The organism is Archangium sp., from assembly GCF_036277355.1.
Classification (GTDB): Bacteria; Myxococcota; Myxococcia; order Myxococcales; family Myxococcaceae; genus Archangium.
Window position 1 is genome coordinate 27212 of the sequence record NZ_DASUNC010000152.1, and the last position, 16240, is coordinate 43451.

General features: G+C 69.2%; 10 protein-coding genes. 4 read left to right on the forward strand and 6 right to left on the reverse strand.

What is annotated here, in order from left to right:
* Window positions 1-82: 82 nt before the first annotated feature.
* From VFZ09_RS37675 to VFZ09_RS37685, 3 genes are read right to left on the reverse strand one after another with little or no spacing between them, the layout of a single operon-like run.
* Window positions 83-3223, reverse strand: coding sequence for an efflux RND transporter permease subunit (locus tag VFZ09_RS37675; RefSeq protein WP_329732609.1), 3141 nt, complete (start codon window positions 3221-3223; stop codon window positions 83-85).
* A 9-nt stretch (window positions 3224-3232) separates the two neighbouring features.
* Window positions 3233-4840: an efflux RND transporter periplasmic adaptor subunit gene (locus VFZ09_RS37680; RefSeq protein ID WP_329732610.1), complete on the reverse strand. Its 1608-nt coding sequence runs from the start codon at window positions 4838-4840 to the stop codon at window positions 3233-3235.
* Complete coding sequence (locus VFZ09_RS37685; RefSeq protein ID WP_329732611.1) at window positions 4837-6123, reverse strand: TolC family protein; 1287 nt, start codon at window positions 6121-6123, stop codon at window positions 4837-4839. The genes VFZ09_RS37680 and VFZ09_RS37685 overlap by 4 nt, the downstream gene beginning before the upstream one ends.
* A 133-nt stretch (window positions 6124-6256) precedes the next feature.
* Between VFZ09_RS37685 and VFZ09_RS37690 the strand changes: the two genes are divergently transcribed.
* On the forward strand, window positions 6257-6889 hold the full coding sequence (locus VFZ09_RS37690; protein WP_329732612.1) for an SRPBCC family protein: 633 nt from the start codon (window positions 6257-6259) through the stop codon (window positions 6887-6889).
* A gap of 36 nt (window positions 6890-6925) precedes the next feature.
* Here the strand turns inward: VFZ09_RS37690 and VFZ09_RS37695 are convergent, their stop codons facing one another.
* A complete protein-coding gene (locus VFZ09_RS37695; protein WP_329732613.1) occupies window positions 6926-7411 on the reverse strand; it encodes a hypothetical protein in 486 nt (161 codons plus the stop codon).
* 101 nt (window positions 7412-7512) lie between these two features.
* On the opposite strand from VFZ09_RS37695, the gene VFZ09_RS37700 reads away from it, so the two are divergent.
* A complete protein-coding gene (locus tag VFZ09_RS37700; RefSeq protein WP_329732614.1) occupies window positions 7513-11865 on the forward strand; it encodes a carbohydrate binding domain-containing protein in 4353 nt (1450 codons plus the stop codon).
* Between the two features lie 75 nt (window positions 11866-11940).
* Here the strand turns inward: VFZ09_RS37700 and VFZ09_RS37705 are convergent, their stop codons facing one another.
* Window positions 11941-13944: a hypothetical protein gene (locus VFZ09_RS37705; protein WP_329732615.1), complete on the reverse strand. Its 2004-nt coding sequence runs from the start codon at window positions 13942-13944 to the stop codon at window positions 11941-11943.
* A 435-nt stretch (window positions 13945-14379) separates the two neighbouring features.
* On the opposite strand from VFZ09_RS37705, the gene VFZ09_RS37710 reads away from it, so the two are divergent.
* Together VFZ09_RS37710 and VFZ09_RS37715 are read left to right on the forward strand one after the other, a co-directional pair.
* A complete protein-coding gene (locus VFZ09_RS37710) occupies window positions 14380-15057 on the forward strand; it encodes a hypothetical protein (RefSeq protein ID WP_329732616.1) in 678 nt (225 codons plus the stop codon).
* A 16-nt stretch (window positions 15058-15073) separates the two neighbouring features.
* On the forward strand, window positions 15074-15658 hold the full coding sequence (locus VFZ09_RS37715; protein ID WP_329732617.1) for a hypothetical protein: 585 nt from the start codon (window positions 15074-15076) through the stop codon (window positions 15656-15658).
* A 50-nt stretch (window positions 15659-15708) separates the two neighbouring features.
* Here VFZ09_RS37715 and VFZ09_RS37720 read toward each other — a convergent pair whose 3' ends face one another.
* Complete coding sequence (locus tag VFZ09_RS37720; RefSeq protein ID WP_329732618.1) at window positions 15709-16194, reverse strand: hypothetical protein; 486 nt, start codon at window positions 16192-16194, stop codon at window positions 15709-15711.
* Window positions 16195-16240: the final 46 nt, after the last annotated feature.

Genomic DNA, 16240 nt, shown 5'->3' on the forward strand with positions numbered 1-16240 from the left:
TGTTATCAAGGTACAATATTCCAGCCCTGAAATACAAGCCACGGGGTTGCGAGGCAGGCGAGGCAGGCGTTGACGCGCCTCGTCAGATGGAGGGGCTGGCGGAGCCTGACCCTGGCGGCTGGCCGAAGAGCCGGAAGAGCACCGGCACCACCAGCATGTTGAGGAAGGTGGAGGAGAGCAGCCCGCCCAGGATGACCACGCCCATGGGCGCTTGAATCTCGTTGCCCGCCTCGCCCCCGGCGATGACGAGCGGCACCAGCGCGAGCCCCGCGCACAGCGCCGTCATGAGGATGGGCGCCAGCCGCTCCAGCGAGCCCTGCACCACCGCCTCGGGGAGGCTCTTTCCCTCCTCGGTCATCAGGTGCTCGAAATGGCTCACCATGAGGATGCCGTTGCGCGTGGCAATCCCAAACAGGGTGATGAAGCCCACCAGCGAGGCCACGCTCACCACGCCCGAGGTGAGCACCACCGCCACCACCCCGCCGATGAGCGCCAGCGGCAGGTTGATGAGCGTGAGCAAGGCATTGCGCACCGAGGAGAAGGCCACCACCAGCAGCAGGAAGATGCCCACCACCACGCCCAGACCCAGCAGGGTGATGGTGCGCGCGGCCTGCTCGGCGCTCTCGAACTGGCCGCCGTAGACGATGTAGTAGCCCTCGGGGAATCGCACCTCGCTCGCGACGCGGGCCCGGAGCTCGTCCACCAGCGAGGACAAATCCCTGCCCGACACGTTGGCCTGGACCACCATCTTCCGCTGCACGTTCTCCCGGGTGATGGTGTTGGGGCCGGACTCACGCGTGAGGCTCGCCAGCATCTTCAGGGGAATCCGCGGGCCCGTGGGGGTGTCGAGCGGCGTGGAGGCAATGGCATCCAGGTCCGCCCGCGAGGCGTCATCCAGACGCGCGACGAGCTCCACCGCCCGCTGTCCCTCCAGCAGGGTGCCCACCGTCTCACCGGAGAAGGCCCGCTCCACCGCCTCGGCGACCTCGCCCGTGGTGAGGCCGTAGCGCGCCACGGCGTCACGGTCCATGCGGATCTCCACCTCCGGAATGTTCACCTGCTGCTCGATGGACACGTCCACCGCGCCCCGGGTCGTCTCCGCCACCGTCTTCACGCGCTCGGCCAGTCCGCGCAGCGTGTCCAGGTCATCCCCGAAGAGCTTCAACGCGATGGCCGCGCGCGAGCCCGAGAGCATGTGATCGATCCGGTGGGAGAGCGGCTGGCCGATGGTGACCACGGCCCCCGGTACCTGCGCGAGCGCCTGGCGCATCGCCTCCAGCATCTCCTCCTTGCCGCGCTTGCCCTTGGAGAGGTCCACGCCCACATCGAGCTCCGAGGCGTTGACGTCCTGGGCATGCTCGTCCAGCTCCGCGCGCCCGGTGCGGCGGGAGGTGGTCACCACCTCGGGAAGGGCCAGCAGCGCCTGCTCGACCCGGCGGCCGAGCCGGTCCGACTCCTCCAGCGACGTGCCCGGCAACGTGACGACGTTCACGGTGAACGTCCCCTCGTTGAACTCGGGCAGGAAGGAGCGCCCCAGGAAGGGGACGATCGCGAGCGTGGCGAGGAAGGCCAGGGCGGCTCCACCCAGCACGGCCCGGGGACGTGCCAGGGCCCACAGGAGGACGGGCTGGTAGCGCACCTTCAGCCAGCGCAGCACGGGCCCTTCCTCCGCGCCCAGCGAGCGGGCCTGCGGCAACAGGTACGCGCACAACGCGGGGGTGACCGTGACGGCCACCGCCAACGAAGCGGCGATGGCCACGATGTAGGCCAGCCCCAGCGGCGCCAGCATCCGCCCCTCCAACCCCGAGAGGAAGAAGAGCGGCACGAAGACGAGGATGATGATGAGGGTGGCGAAGACGATGGAGGCACGCACCTCCACCGAGGCCCGGTAGATGACCTCGAAGGCGGAGCGGCGCTGGCCCTCGGGAAGGTGCGCGTTCTCCCGCAGGCGCCGGAAGACGTTCTCCACGTCGATGATGGCGTCATCCACCAGCGCCCCGATGGCGATGGTCAGCCCGCCAATGGTCATCGTGTTGAGGGTGACGCCGAGCGCCTTGAGCGCCAGCACCGCCACCACCAGCGACAGCGGGATGGCCACGAGCGAGATGAAGGTGGCCCGCAGGTTCATCAGGAACACGAGCAGGATGACGGCGACGAGGATGGCGCCGTCCCGGAGCGCCACGGACACGTTGCGCACGGCCACCGAGATGAAGTCCGCCTGCCGGAAGATGTGGCGGTTGATGATCAGCCCCCTGGGCAGGGTGGGCTGGATGTCGTCCAGCACCGCGTCCAACTGCCGGGTGAGCTCCAACGTGTTGGCGTCCGGCTGCTTCATCACAGCGAGGATGACGGCGGGCTCCGCGTTGGCACTCCCCTCCCCGCGTTTGGTTTTCGGCCCCACCCGCACGTCCGCCACCTGCCCCACGCGGATGGGCTGGCCCGCGCGCACGGTCACCACCGTGTTGGCCACGTCCTCCACGCCCCGCGCCCGCCCCACGGCGCGCAGGAGGTACTCCTGCCCCCGCTCCACGAAGAAACCACCGGAGGTGTTCCGGTTCGTCGTCCGCAGCGCGTGCACCACCTGCTCGAAGCTGACGTCGAGCGCCTGGAGCGCCTCGGGCCGGAGCAGCACCTGGTACTGCTTCACCGCCCCGCCAATGGGCACCACCTGGGAGATGCCCGCCACCGACAGCAGGCGCTTGCGCAGCACCCAGTCCACCGCGCTGCGCGCCTCCATCATCTGCGCCTCACGCCCCGCCGCGTCCGGCGCCTGCGCGGCCTTGTCCCAGGAGATGGACAGGAAGAGGATCTCCCCCATCACCGAGGAGATGGGCGCCAGCGTGGGCGGCGGCACGTCCGCGGGGAGCTGGCTGGCCACCAGTTGCAGCTTCTCGTTGACCACCTGCCGGGCGGTGTAGATGTCCGTGCCCCAGTCGAACTCCACCCAGACGATGGAGATGCCCACCGCCGAGGCCGAGCGCACCCGGCGCACGCCCGTGGCGCCATTCACCGCCGTTTCGATGGGGAACGTGATGAGCGTCTCCACCTCCTCGGGCGCGAGCCCGTGCGCCTCGGTGAGCACCGTGACGGTGGGGGCGGTGAGATCCGGAAAGACGTCCACGGGCATGTTCCGGGCGGTCTCGATGCCCAGGAGGAGCAGCAGCACCGAGGCGGCCACCACCAGCAGACGGTTGTCGATGGACCAGCGGATGAGGCGGTTCATGCCGGGCCCTCAGTGCGTGTGTCCGTGCCCGACGGCGGCGCCCGCCACGGTGGACAGCTTGATTTCGTAGGCGCCCCGGGAGACGACCCGCTCGCCCTCCTTCACGCCCTCGAGCACCTGGACGTAGCCGCCCGAGCGCACCCCGGGCTGGATGGCCCGCTTGAAGAAGGACTCGCCCCCGTCCATGACGAACACGGTGGGCTTGCCGTTGTCGTCGACGATGGCGGACTCGGGGATGGCCACCCCGCGCACCGTCTCGCCCGTGTAGAGCATCACCTTGGCGAACATGCCCGGCTTGAGGACACCCTCGGGATTGGGCAGCTCGAAGATGACGGGCAGCGTGCGCGTCAGCCGATCCACCACCGAGCCCACCGCCACGCGGCGGCCCGTCTTCTCGTCCACGGAGAACTCGCGCTCGAAGCCCGCCACCGTGAAGGCCGCGCCCGGCGAGCGCTCCACCTTCGCCACGTCCGCTTCGTACACCCGCGCCTCCAGCCACAGCCGCTCGGGGTTGACCACCGAGACGAGCCGCGTGCCCACGTCCACGATGGCCCCGGGCGTCACCTCCGCGTAGGACACCACCCCGTCCACCGGCGAGCGCAGCTCGAAGGCCGCGCCACCGGGGCCCCCCGAACCTCCATTCTGCGTGCTGCGGTAGAGCGAGAGCTGACGCTCGGTGGCATCCACCCGCGCCGCCGCCACCTCCCGCGCCACCCGCGCCGCGTCGAGCTGCTTCTCGGGGATGGCCTTGCCCGCGAACATCTCCTCCGCGCGCTTCACCTCACGCTCCGCCAGGCCCAGCTCCGCCCGGGCCCGGGCCGCCTCCATCTCCACCGTGGCCACATCCGTCCCGGCGGCGGCGCTCGTGGGCATCAGCCGCACGAGCACCTCGCCCTTGCGCACGCGCTGCCCCAGGTGCACCACGCGGTCCCCCACGGGGATTCGGCCCGCCACGGGCGCGGACAGCTCCGCGGATTGTCCCGCCACGGGCTTGAGCTCACCGGTGGCGCGCACGCCTCCCTGCAGCGCGCGCGGCTCGGCCGGCGCCGTCGCGTACTGCGTCTTCCACTGCTGCTCCTTGAGGAAGGGCACGGTGGCCTCACCCGGCTCCTCGGGAGGCGCGGCGGCCACGGCCGCGGCGACGGTGGGGTACACCACGACCTTGCCCGCCTCCACCGTGCCCGAGACCTGCTCGCCCTCCAGACGCAGGGTGAGCGTGCCCTCGCCGGCCCGGGTGGGCTGCACCGGCGGCTTGAAGATGCCATCGCGCAGGAGCTTGCCGGCCACGAAGCGCTCCTCGGTGCCATCCGCGTAGCGCAGCGTGGCCGTCACCCGGCCCTTCGTCACCACCCGGAAGCCGTTGGGATCTCGCGCGTCGGTGAAGTGCGCCACCAGCGGCGACGGTTGGCCCACCACCAGCGCCGGGTACTCCATGAACAGCTCGAGCCCATCCTGGTAGACGGTCACGGACATGCCTGGCCGCTCCGGCTCCGCGGAGGAGGCCGCGCCGTGCTCGTGCCCATGCTCCTGGCCCGGCCCATGCTCATGCCCCTCCTGGCGCGGCTTGCAGGCGGTCAGACACGCCACGGTGAGAAGGATCAACGACAGTCGGCTCATCGCCCTGGGCTCCGGGATCCGGCGCCGTCATAGGCGCCCACGAAAAGAAGAAGATCGGTCTCTGCCTCGACGAGGGACACACCCAGCTGGATGGCCGTCAGCCGCGCCTCGCGTGCGGCACGCTCGGCCTCCACCAGGACGAGGAGCTCCGCGCTGCCACCCCGGTAGGCCGTCGCGGCGATGCGGCGCAGCTCCTCGGCGCGCGAGAGGACATCCGCACGGTGCCGCGCGAGCCGCTCCCGCCTGCCGGACACCGCCTCCCGCAGCACCGGCAGCCGGGTCCGCGCGGCGTACAGGAGCGCGGCGTGGCGGGCCTCGGAGAGCTGCTTGCGCGCCTCCGCCCGGGCGGACTCTCCCTGCCGGCGCTCGAAGAAAGGCAGCGGCAGCGCGACGCCCACGACATACCCCGTCCCCGCGCCCGGCAATCCCACGTCGAGGAACTGCGCGCCCGCCGTCACGGTGGGCTCCGGAATCACGCCGCGGCCCGCCGCACGCCGCGCGGCCTCCGCGCCGCTGGCCTCCAGCGAGAGCGCACGCAGATCACCCCGCCGCTCGCCGAGCCCCTCCAACAGCGTGGCCACGTCCGGCAGGGGCCGCTCCACCCCGAGAGTGCCCTGCAACGGAGGCAGGGACGCCATCCCGGGCCCGAGCAACCACAACGCCTGCGCCGAGGCCTGTTGCTCCTCCAGCACGGCGCCGCGCAGCGCATCCCGCACCGCCTCCACCTCCAGCTCGATGCGCAACCGGTCGTAACCCGCGGCCTCACCCGCCTTCTCGCGGACGGCGATGGCCCCGGCCAGGCGCTCCAGCGAGGCGAGTGACTCCTCGAGGAGGCTCCGGCGCTCCCGGGCCGCCAGCACCGCGGTGAATGCGCGGGTGGCCTCATGGCGCAGCCCGGCCCGGGCCCACGCGTACCGGGCCTCGGCGGATTGCGCGCTCCGCTCGGCGGCCTCGGCCTCCAGGCCCAACCGCCCGGAGAGCACGAGGGGAATGGAGGCCACCAGCACGTCCTGGCTCTCCCCATCCCGAGTCCCGGAGGTCGTCTTCTGACGCTGCCATTCCAGCGAGGGATTGGGCCACAGGCCCACACCCACGGCCTCGGCCCGGCCGAGCGCGGCTTCGAGCCCGGCGACACGGGCCTCCAGGCTCGCGGTGAGCACCCGCTCCACGTACTGGGACTCGTCGAGCGCGGGCTGGGCCAGGGCGCTCCCGGCCAGCAGAATGAGAACGAAACTCCAGGGAGGACGAGACGACGAGCGTCGACGGGGCGAGCACGTGCTCATGGGCGGCAGCCTAGCACGCCTGCTCGGCCGGACACCCGGAGCGGGTCACCCGGACACTCCGTCCCGAGGCACATGGCATTTGCCGTCCAGCCGCGAGGGGACATACGGTTCACCCCGCCTCTCAGGAGACGAAATGCTCAAGAAGATTTCCCTCGCGCTCGTGGTCGCCCTCATCGGAGTGGGTGCCGTGGTGGCCTCGCGGCCGTCCACCTTCCGCATCGAGCGGTCCATCACCATCGCCGCCCCTGTCGAGCTCCCCTTCGGCACCGTGAACGACTTCCACAAGTGGAAGTTCTGGTCTCCGTGGGCGGAGAAGGACCCGAAGATGCAGACGGCCTTCGACGGAGCCTTCGCGGGGCCCGGCTCCATCTACGCCTGGTCCGGCAATGATCAGGTGGGCAAGGGCAGGATGACCCTCGTGGACGCGAAGCTCTACGAGTCCATCCAGATCCAGCTCGAGTTCCTCGAGCCCTGGCCGAACACGAACACCGCCCTCTTCACGTTCAAGCCCACGGGTGATGGCAGCATCCAGGTGACGTGGGCCATGGAGGGGCACCAGGACTTCATGGGCAAGGCCTTCTCCCTGTTCGTGGACATGGACGAGATGATCGGCAAGGACTTCGAGCAGGGCCTGGCCACCCTGAAGACGATCACCGAGAAGGAGGCGAAGAACCGCCTCGAGCGCGAGCTCCAGCTCAAGGCCCGGGCCGCCGCCGAGGCCGCCAAGGCCGAGCAGGAAGCCCAGGCGGCCACGCCCACGCCGTGAAGTCCCCGCTGTTTCCCTGAGCCGCCGGGCGGGCCTTCAGCGGCCGCCCAGGTTGGCGCAGGCCCGCTTGTCCCCGCCATCGCACGCGCGCTGGATGAGCGTGTGGGCCTCCGCGTCGTTCTTCTCGGCGCACGAGCCCGTCCGGTGGCAGATGCCCGCGCTGAAGCACCCCGCGGCATCCCCTCCCTCACAGGCGCGCTTGTAGAGCGAATAGGCCCGCGCCGGATCCGGCGCGCTCACGCCCCGCCCCTGCCAGACGAAGGTGCCCAGCACGTTGCACGCCCGTGCAACGCCCGCGTCACAGACGCGCGTGTACAGCTCCACCGCGCGCGGTGACTCACCGCGTCGATCGGCCTCCATGGCCCCGTCCAGGCACCCCTTCACCGTCCCGCCCGGGCACTGCGCGTCCTGCTTCGCCAGGGCCGCCGCCTCCTTGTCCTGCGCGCCCGGCCCGGCCCCACTCCCCTGCTTCTCGGAGCACGCCACCAGCAGCAGCGCGCACACCCAGAACCCCTTGTTCATCTGAGCTCCTAATAAAACTGAATTGCATAAAAAAGTGACAAAAAGCGTAAGCCCCACTAATCCGTCCGGCGCTTTCCCCCACCCCTCCCCCGAGGAGCCCCGTGAACCGATTGAAGCCATTGCTGCTGCCCGCCGTGGCGGCGCTGCTGTGGGCCGGACCGGCGCAGGCGCAGATCGCCGCGTCGCACGTGTACCACAACCACATGCCCAACTTCTGGCCGTACTACGACCTGGGCAAGTACGCATCGACGCCCGTGGGCGGAGCCATCCGCTACGCGTATGACGGCCAGGTCATCAACATCAAGCAGAGCCCGCCGTCGAACTACACGTACTTCCTGCCGTCGGGCGCGCCGATGCCGCACGACGACCTGGTCGCCTACTACTCGCACCACGCGAAGACGGGCGCCTATATGTACTGGCCCCCGAGCGTGGCGGCGGACATGAGCACCAACGCCCCCACCGGCCAGGTCCACGTGACCATGTCCGGGGCGGTGGTGAACAACGTCCAGGACATCAACACGCTGCAGAACGTGCCCGGCTACACCAACACCAGCTGGGGCTCGCCCTGGCGGGACCGGTACAACACCCTGCGCACCCCGGCGGGCAACCGGACGCTGGATCTCATCCACTTCACCGGCCACCACACCATGGGGCCGCTGGTGGGGCCGGACTACTTCCTCAAGGACCTCGTCAACCAGAGCGCCACGCTCGCGCAGCCCTACTTCCTGGGCAGCGGCTTCCAGTCCTCCAAGGGCTTCTTCCCCACGGAGCTGGGCTTCTCCGAGCGCCTCATCCCCACGCTGGCGAAGCTGGGCATCCAGTGGTCCGTCATCGGTGACAACCACTTCTCGCGCACGCTCAAGGACTACCCCTTCCTGAACGATCCGGGCTCGGACACGCTGGTGTCGCCGCCCAACCGCGCGGACCTGCAGAACACCAGCAACGTGGGCAGCTGGGTGAGCCTGCAGATGGCGCACGAGCAGCAGGTCATCCGCAACAAGTACCCGTTCGCCTCCACGCCGCACTGGGTGCGCTACGTGGACCCGGCCACGGGCGCCGAGTCGCGCGTGGTGGGCATCCCCGTCAACCAGAACGGCTCCTGGTACGAGGGCTGGGAGGGCCAGGTCACCGTCGACATCGTCAACCTCCAGAGCTTCGAGGGGCTCGTCCCGCAGAAGCAGTTCTTCGTCATCGCGCATGACGGAGACAACTCGGGCGGGCGCGCGGGCTCGGAGACCACCTGGTACAACGGCCGCAGCGTCACCTGCACCGCTGGCGTGCAGTGCCTGGGCATCAGCGAGTACCTCGTCAACAACACGCCGCCCGCCACCGACGTGGTGCACGTGCAGGACGGCTCGTGGGTGGACACGCGCGACTCCTCGTCCGACCCCCAGTGGCACCACTGGAAGCTGCCCTTCGGCATCTGGAGGGGCCAGTTCCCCGCGTTCAACTCGGCCACGGGCCTCAACCTGGCGCCCAAGACGAACCTCAGCGGCGTGCAGGAGGGCATGACGGTCTCCTTCGAGCACGGCTGGCACTACCTGGAGCGCAACTTCGCCCTGCTCCAGGCCTCGCTCAACTACGCGAAGACGGCCGAGCAGATCTGGCTCGACGCCCACCCCAACCACTGGAAGCCCACCACCACGCTGGACAACCAGGTGACGCATGCGGGCAACCAGCTCAACCCGTGGATGATGTCCTTCCCGGTGAAGGGTGACGCGGCCAACGACTGGGCGGGCGGCGCCAACCCCGCCGAGCTCGCCTGGTACTTCCTGCTGCCCGCCATGGACTCGGGCTTCGGCTACTACGACGAGAACCAGGACGACATCGTCAAGCCCACGCTCGCCTTCAACAACTCGCTCTACTTCTCCAAGCCCTACGTGCAGGACCGCCTCACGCAGGACCGTACGGGCCCGTCCGTCTGGTGGCCGCAGCGCTGGCCGTACAACCCGGGCAGCCCCAACACGGACAAGTCCGAGGGCTGGACGCTCCACCACTTCAACAACAACTTCGCCATCTACACCTACGCGTACGACGTGAGCGGCATCACCAGCATCAAGGCCCGCGTCCGCGTGCACACCAACAAGAGCATCGACCCGCTGGACAACACCCACAAGGTGTATGACCCCGCCGCGCTCAAGGCCGCGGGCGTGCCCAACATCGACACCACGCGCGTGGGCGCCTGGGTGGACTTCCCGTTGAGCCGGAGGGATTTGAAGCCCGTCATCAACGGCGTCTCGTGGCAGCCCGCCTACCTGCCCGTCATGGCGAAGGTGCCCGCGCAGGAGATCGGCGACCTCTACTACGTCTACCTCGGCAACTACCGGGACCAGCTGCTCGACTACTACGTCGAGGCCACGGACAGCCGGGGCAACGTGACGCGCAGCGAGATCCAGTCCGTCTACGTCGGCTCGGGCAAGTACAACCTGGTGGGCGGCAAGTACATCGAGGACCCCAACGGCACGGTGCAGGGTACGCACCCGTTCCTGGTGATCGACACCACGGCGCCCTCCACGCCCACGGGCCTGGCGGCCTCCACGAAGACGGATCGCTCCGTGACGCTCACCTGGAGCGCGGCCTCGGACAACGTGGCGGTGACGGGCTACGACGTCTTCCGCAACGGCACGCAGGTGGGCTCGAGCCCCAGCACCAGCTACACGGACAGCGGGCTCACCGCGAGCACCGCGTACAGCTACACCGTGAAGGCGAAGGACGCGGCGGGCAACACCTCGGCGGCCAGCACGGCGCTCTCCGTCACCACCCTGGCGCCGGACACCACCGTGCCCTCCACGCCCACGGGGCTGACGGCCTCGGGCACGACGAGCTCCTCGGTGGCCCTGCTCTGGACGGCCTCCACCGACAACTACGGCGTGGCCGGGTATGACGTCTTCCGCAATGGCACGCAGGTGGCCTCGGTCACGGGCACCAGCTACACGGACACGGGCCTGTCGCCGAGCACCCCGTACAGCTACACCGTGAGGGCCAGGGACGCGGCGGGCAACCTCTCCGCGCAGAGCACGGCGCTCTCCGCCACCACCGGCGCGGGCAACACCGCCACCGTCTATTACAAGAAGGGCTTCACCACGCCGTACATCCACTTCCGTCCCACGGGCGGCACGTGGACGGTGGCGCCGGGCTACGCCATGCCCGACTCCGAGGTGACGGGCTACGCGAAGTACACCGTCAACCTGGGCGCGGCCACGCAGCTCGAGGCCGTCTTCAACAACGGCAGCGGCACGTGGGACAACAACAACGGCGGCAACTACTTCTTCCCCACGGGCGTCTCCACCTTCAGCGCCGGCACCATCACCGCGGGCGCCCCGGTGGTGGACACCACGCCGCCGAGCGTTCCCGGTGGCCTCACCTCGCCCTCGAAGACGGCCGCGTCCGTGTCCCTGTCGTGGACGGCGTCGACGGACAACGCCGGCGTGACGGGCTACCTCGTCTTCCGCAACGGCACGCAGGTGGGCACGCCCACGGGCACCACGTACACGGACAGCGGGCTCGCGGCGAGCACCGCGTACAGCTACACCGTGAAGGCGCGGGACGCGGCGGGCAACACCTCGGCGGCCAGCACGGCGCTCTCCGTCACCACCAGCGCGGGCAACTCCGTCACCGTCTATTACAAGAAGGGCTTCGCCACCCCGTACATCCACTACCGCCCCGCGGGTGGCACGTGGACGACGTCGCCGGGTGTCGCCATGCCCGCCGCGGAGGTGGCCGGCTACGCGAAGTACACCGTCAACCTGGGCTCGGCCACGCAGCTCGAGGCCGTCTTCAACAACGGCAGCGGCACCTGGGACAACAACGGCGGGCTCAACTACTTCTTCCCCGCGGGAGTGCAGACGTTCAGCGCCGGCACCATCACCGCGGGCGCTCCGTCCGCCGACACCACCGCGCCGAGCGTCCCCACGGGCCTCGCGGTGCAGTCCAAGACGTCCACCTCCGTCTCGCTCACGTGGACGGCCTCCACGGACGCCAGCGGCATCGCCGGGTATGACGTGTACCGCAATGGCTCGCTGGTGGGCTCGCCCGCCTCGGCCAGCTACACCGACAACGGCCTGAGCGCTGGCGCCACGTACAGCTACACCGTGCGCGCCCGGGACACCGCGGGCAACGTCTCCGCGCTGAGCACCGCGCTGAGCGTCACCACCAGCACCACCGGCGCCACCGTCACCTTCAACGAGACGGCCAGCACCGTGGTGGGACAGAACATCTACGTCGTGGGCAGCATCGCCGCGCTCGGGAGCTGGAGCACCGCCGCCGCCATCCAGCTCTCGCCCACCAACTACCCGACGTGGAGCGTGACGCTGAGCCTGCCCGGCTCCACGGCCTTCGAGTACAAGTACATCAAGAAGGACGGCAGCGGGAACGTCATCTGGGAGAGCGGCACCAACCGCACCTCCACGACACCCGCGACCGGCACCCTGACGCTCAACGACACCTGGAAGTAATCCGTCGCGGGAAGTGCCCCGGCGCGAGGCCCATGAGCCTCGCGCCGGTGGTCCCCGCGGCGACCCCGCGCTTGCCTACGTACCGCTGGACAGGGTGTGGCTGCCGCTCCAGGCCCGGTTGAGGGTGAGCCACAGCACGCCCGAGCTGGAGTCGAAGGAAGCGAAGTAGTCCACGTCCGCCTTGAGCAGCACGCCGTCCAGGTAGAGGCGCGCCGGCACGCCCGCCGCAGCGCGGACGAGGAAGAGCGGATTCTGCAACTCTCCTCCGGCGGCGTTCAGGGTCGCGTTGAACAGGCCGGACAGGTCCGCCCGGAGCTCGTAGACCGCGTAGTTGCTGTTGTACCCGGGCACCGGATAGGTGGCGGTGTCGGAGCGGGCCACGCCGAGCGGACCGGAGATCACCACCGCGCCCTGGGTCACGGTGAGCTGCGCCTTGAGCATGCGCTCCACCTGCGTCGCCTGGGCCAGGACCTCTCCAGCGCTCTGCTGACCCATGACCATGAAGACGGAGTAGCTCTGGTAGGGATGGCCCGAGAACGTCCCTCCATAGCCATAGCCGTAGTAGGCGGGATTGCCCACGGCCCCGTACATCAAGCCCCAGGCGAGGCGCTTGCTGCGGGTCTGGCTGTAGCCGTCCATTTCGTACTGGCACATCTGGTAGGGCCAGTTCCAATTGGGCGGCATCATCCAGCCATCGAAACTTCCCACGCGAGTCTCGGAGTTCTTGCCCCAGTTGTCGTTGAACCAGGTGCCCCCCGTGTTGTGCTGGACCCAGTCGAGCGTCTGCACCATGCCCATCTCGGCATCGGCGGCGCGGGAATAGAGCAGGGTGTAGGGGACGACGTTGGGCTGGCTGTAGTCCCATTGGCTCTGGGCGGTGAAGGGCTCGGTGCGGGAGTAGAACTTGTACTTGTCGCCCCACTTCACGCCGTCCACGAAGGCGTTGGTGCCGTCCCCATCCCAGGCGATGTCGCCGTAGGGCGTCCGGGAATCGGCGCTGGTGGACAGGCCCGAGGACCCCGCGGCGCTGGTGTCGAAGGTGACGGCGTACACCGGGTAATCCCGGCCCGTGGAGAAGAACCAGTGCACCGTGACCTTCACCGGAGTGCCATTGATGGGCATGTTCCAGGAGAACTCGTGGATGGCGTGGTGCTTGCCCACGAAGACCCGGCGGTAGTTGCCCGCGAGGTTTCCGGAGTGGCTCACACCGCCACTGCCGAAGTGGCTCACCACGTAGCCCCAGCCGTTCCAGATGTAGCCGGCGCCGCTGCTGGCACCGGTGCCCGTGGCGACACGCTCCGTGCTGCCGATGTAGAAGCGGAACTGGCGCAGCATGCCGCCATGGCTGCCACCCGGATCGCGAGCGGTGTTGCGCGTGAGGACCGCCGTCCGCTGCTGCTTGCCCGCATCCAGCCAGCGGTAGACGTCCGAGTCGTAGTTGCCAGGCAGCTCGTTGGCCCAACCGAGGGACGCCCAGGTGTCAGCGGCCGGAGGCGTCACCGTGACCGTGGTGGTGGCCGTGACATTGCCGGCCGCGTTGGTGGCCGTCAGCGTATAGGTCGTCGTCTCGGACGGGCTCACCGCCACGCTCGTCCCCGTCACCGTGCCCACGTCCGGCTCGATGCTCAGGCTCGTGGCGCCCGCCGCCTCCCAGCTCAGCGTCGTGCCCTCCCCCGGGTTGATCGTCGCCGCCGCCGCCGTGAAGGCATGGATCTTCGGCAGGGCCGGTGGCACCGTCGGCCTCTTCACCGTCACCACGGACTCCGCATACCGGGTCGTATCCGCCATGCTCGTGGCCCGGACCCTGTACGTCCCCTCCTTCCTCGGCGCCGTGAACGCCCCCTCCCGGGTGATGTCCCCGCCCGTCGAGGTCCAGATGACCGACGTGTCGCTCGCGCCCGTCACCGTCACCGTGAAGTGCTGCGCCGCCGTCATGGGCAGCGTCACCGCCGCCGGCTTCAGCACCACCGTCACCTCGGAATTGTTCCCGCCAGGCCCTCCTCCAGGATCCGGCTCACAACCCAGCAGGGCAAACAGGGGCAGCGTCAGCACCAGGGTGCTCAAGGTCCGGCACATCATGGGCCTCCGATCCAGAAAGGGGACGCACGCGAGGGGGCGCGTGCCGTCGATACTTTCGTATGTCTTCCGTGTCTGACGAAGCACGTCCGCTGACAGCCGAAATCGACAACATCCCGGCACGCGAGCCGTGAGTCCCACTCCGAGGCTTCCCCCTGTTCACATACATCCGGCTCACCCACATGCCACGCACTGTCCGTATGGGAACAGGCCCTGGCTTCAAAGCCTTCTCATGTTCTCAATCCCTTTCAAATACAGGGCCTCCACCTTCTTCCAACACGTGAAATCCCCTGCCGGCAGCGGAATCCACTTCGAGCCGTAAATCCCAGCCCCAGCGAAACAAGGTGGAATACGTCCGATACTGTATATGATTCGAACTCGCCGTACGGGGGGGGGGCGGTATTCCAGACACCTCGGTTCCTCTGTGAGGAAGGCCCCATGAATCCAAGACAGTTGTTCAGCGCCGCATTGCTCGCCATGAGCCTGATGGCGGCACCCGCGTGCACCGATCCCAACCCGGACCCCGGCCCCACGGATCCCGGCCCCACGCCGCTGCCCACCGATGCCAATGATCCGAACAACGCCACCAAGGACACCGACTGTGATGGCCTGAGCGACAAGCTCGAATTCGAGGCCTCCTACGACGGGAAGAAGACGAACCCCGGAGTGACGGACACGGATCAGGACGGGCTGCCGGACGGGCTCGAGGTGGGCGTGGGCACGCCGGTGACCGGAACCTCCTGCACCGTCCCCGCGGACGCGGACACCTCGCTGCAGACGAGCCCCGTGAAGGCGGACTCGGACGGGGACGGCCTGCCGGACGGCGTGGAGGACGCCAACCACAACGGCAAGGTGGACGACGACGAGACGCACCCACTGCTGGCGGACACGGACTGCGACGGTCTGCGCGACGGTCCCTCCAGCGGGAGCATCAAGGGCGAGGACCAGGACGCCAACGGCACCCGCGGGGCCTCCGAGACGGACCCGCGCCGCTTCGACACGGATGGGGATGGCATCTCCGACGGCGTGGAGGTGGGCGCCATCACCCACCTGGACGAGGCCAACTGCGCCGGCATCTTCCGCCCGGACGTCAATCCCGGCACCACCACGGACTGAGGGCAAGACCTGCACCGTGACCGAGGGCACGCGCGAGTTCAACCCGCTGCCCGCCAACGGCCCGCAGCGCCACGCGTCGGTGGTCAACGCCACGGGCGGCGTGCTCGGCTCCATCCTCGACACCGCCTCCATCGGGTCCTCAATGGACGCCATCATCGCTGACACCATCGGCAACGCGGGCTACAAGACGCTCAAGCCGCCCATCGGCGCGTCCATCAAGGTGGCCATGGAGAACGTGCGCGACCCGGCCGTCTGCAAGGCGAGCGGTGACATCCCGCGCAGCACCGTCAACGGCTTCGACTTCGATGGCAGCGCGCGCACCCTCTCCTTCTTCGGCGCCTGCCGCCCCGCGAGCGAGTCCACCCAGGTGGCCGTCTCGTACCAGTACTGGGTGGATGCGGTGAAGTCTCCCGACGGCGGCATCCCCTGCGAGGACGACCCGAAATACAGCGAGACCGAGCCGGACCACTGCTCCGGCCCGCTGCTCGGCTGCAACGAGGCGGGTGATCAGTGCGTCTGCAAGCCCAACTGCGGCGACACCTGCGGCGGCGCCGCGCGGTGTGACATGAGCAGCTGCCGCTGCATTCCGATCATCAACTAGCGCCCGGTGCGCTCCGGACCCGGTGGGAGACGGGTCCGGAGTGCGCCGCGCTACCTGGCCGCGGGGGCCAGCGCGAACAGCAGCAGGGCCGCCTGCTCCGCGGGACTCCGCTCGCGGAGCCCGGCCGGCACGGTGATGCGCACCGGGGGCAGCAGGCGGCTGTCACAGCTGCGCCGCCCTTCGTACACCCCCTGGGTGGACGTCAGCTCGTAGCGGCACTGGCTGATGTAGACGTGGAGCTCCTTCGGGCTGAAGCGCAGCGTCACCGGCCCATCGATGAAGCCGCCCTCGGCGATCAGGGAGTCTCCCTCCGTGCGGACCTTCAGGTTCACGGGGGAGTTGCCCACCGCCCCCGAGACACCGTCCTTCTCGAGCGAGAGCTGCGCCACCGAGCCGAGCGCCCGCCCGCGGATCTCCGTCGGGGTGCGGTGGAGCTGGAGGTCGCGCGACACGACGTCATCTCCCCGGAGCTGCAGGTTGTAATTGTCATACGGAAGGTCCACCGAGATGACCGGTGTGCCTTCCGCCAGGGCCACTCCTCCCACGAGGAGTCCGAGACCCAGAGCACTTGACCAGGAGCGT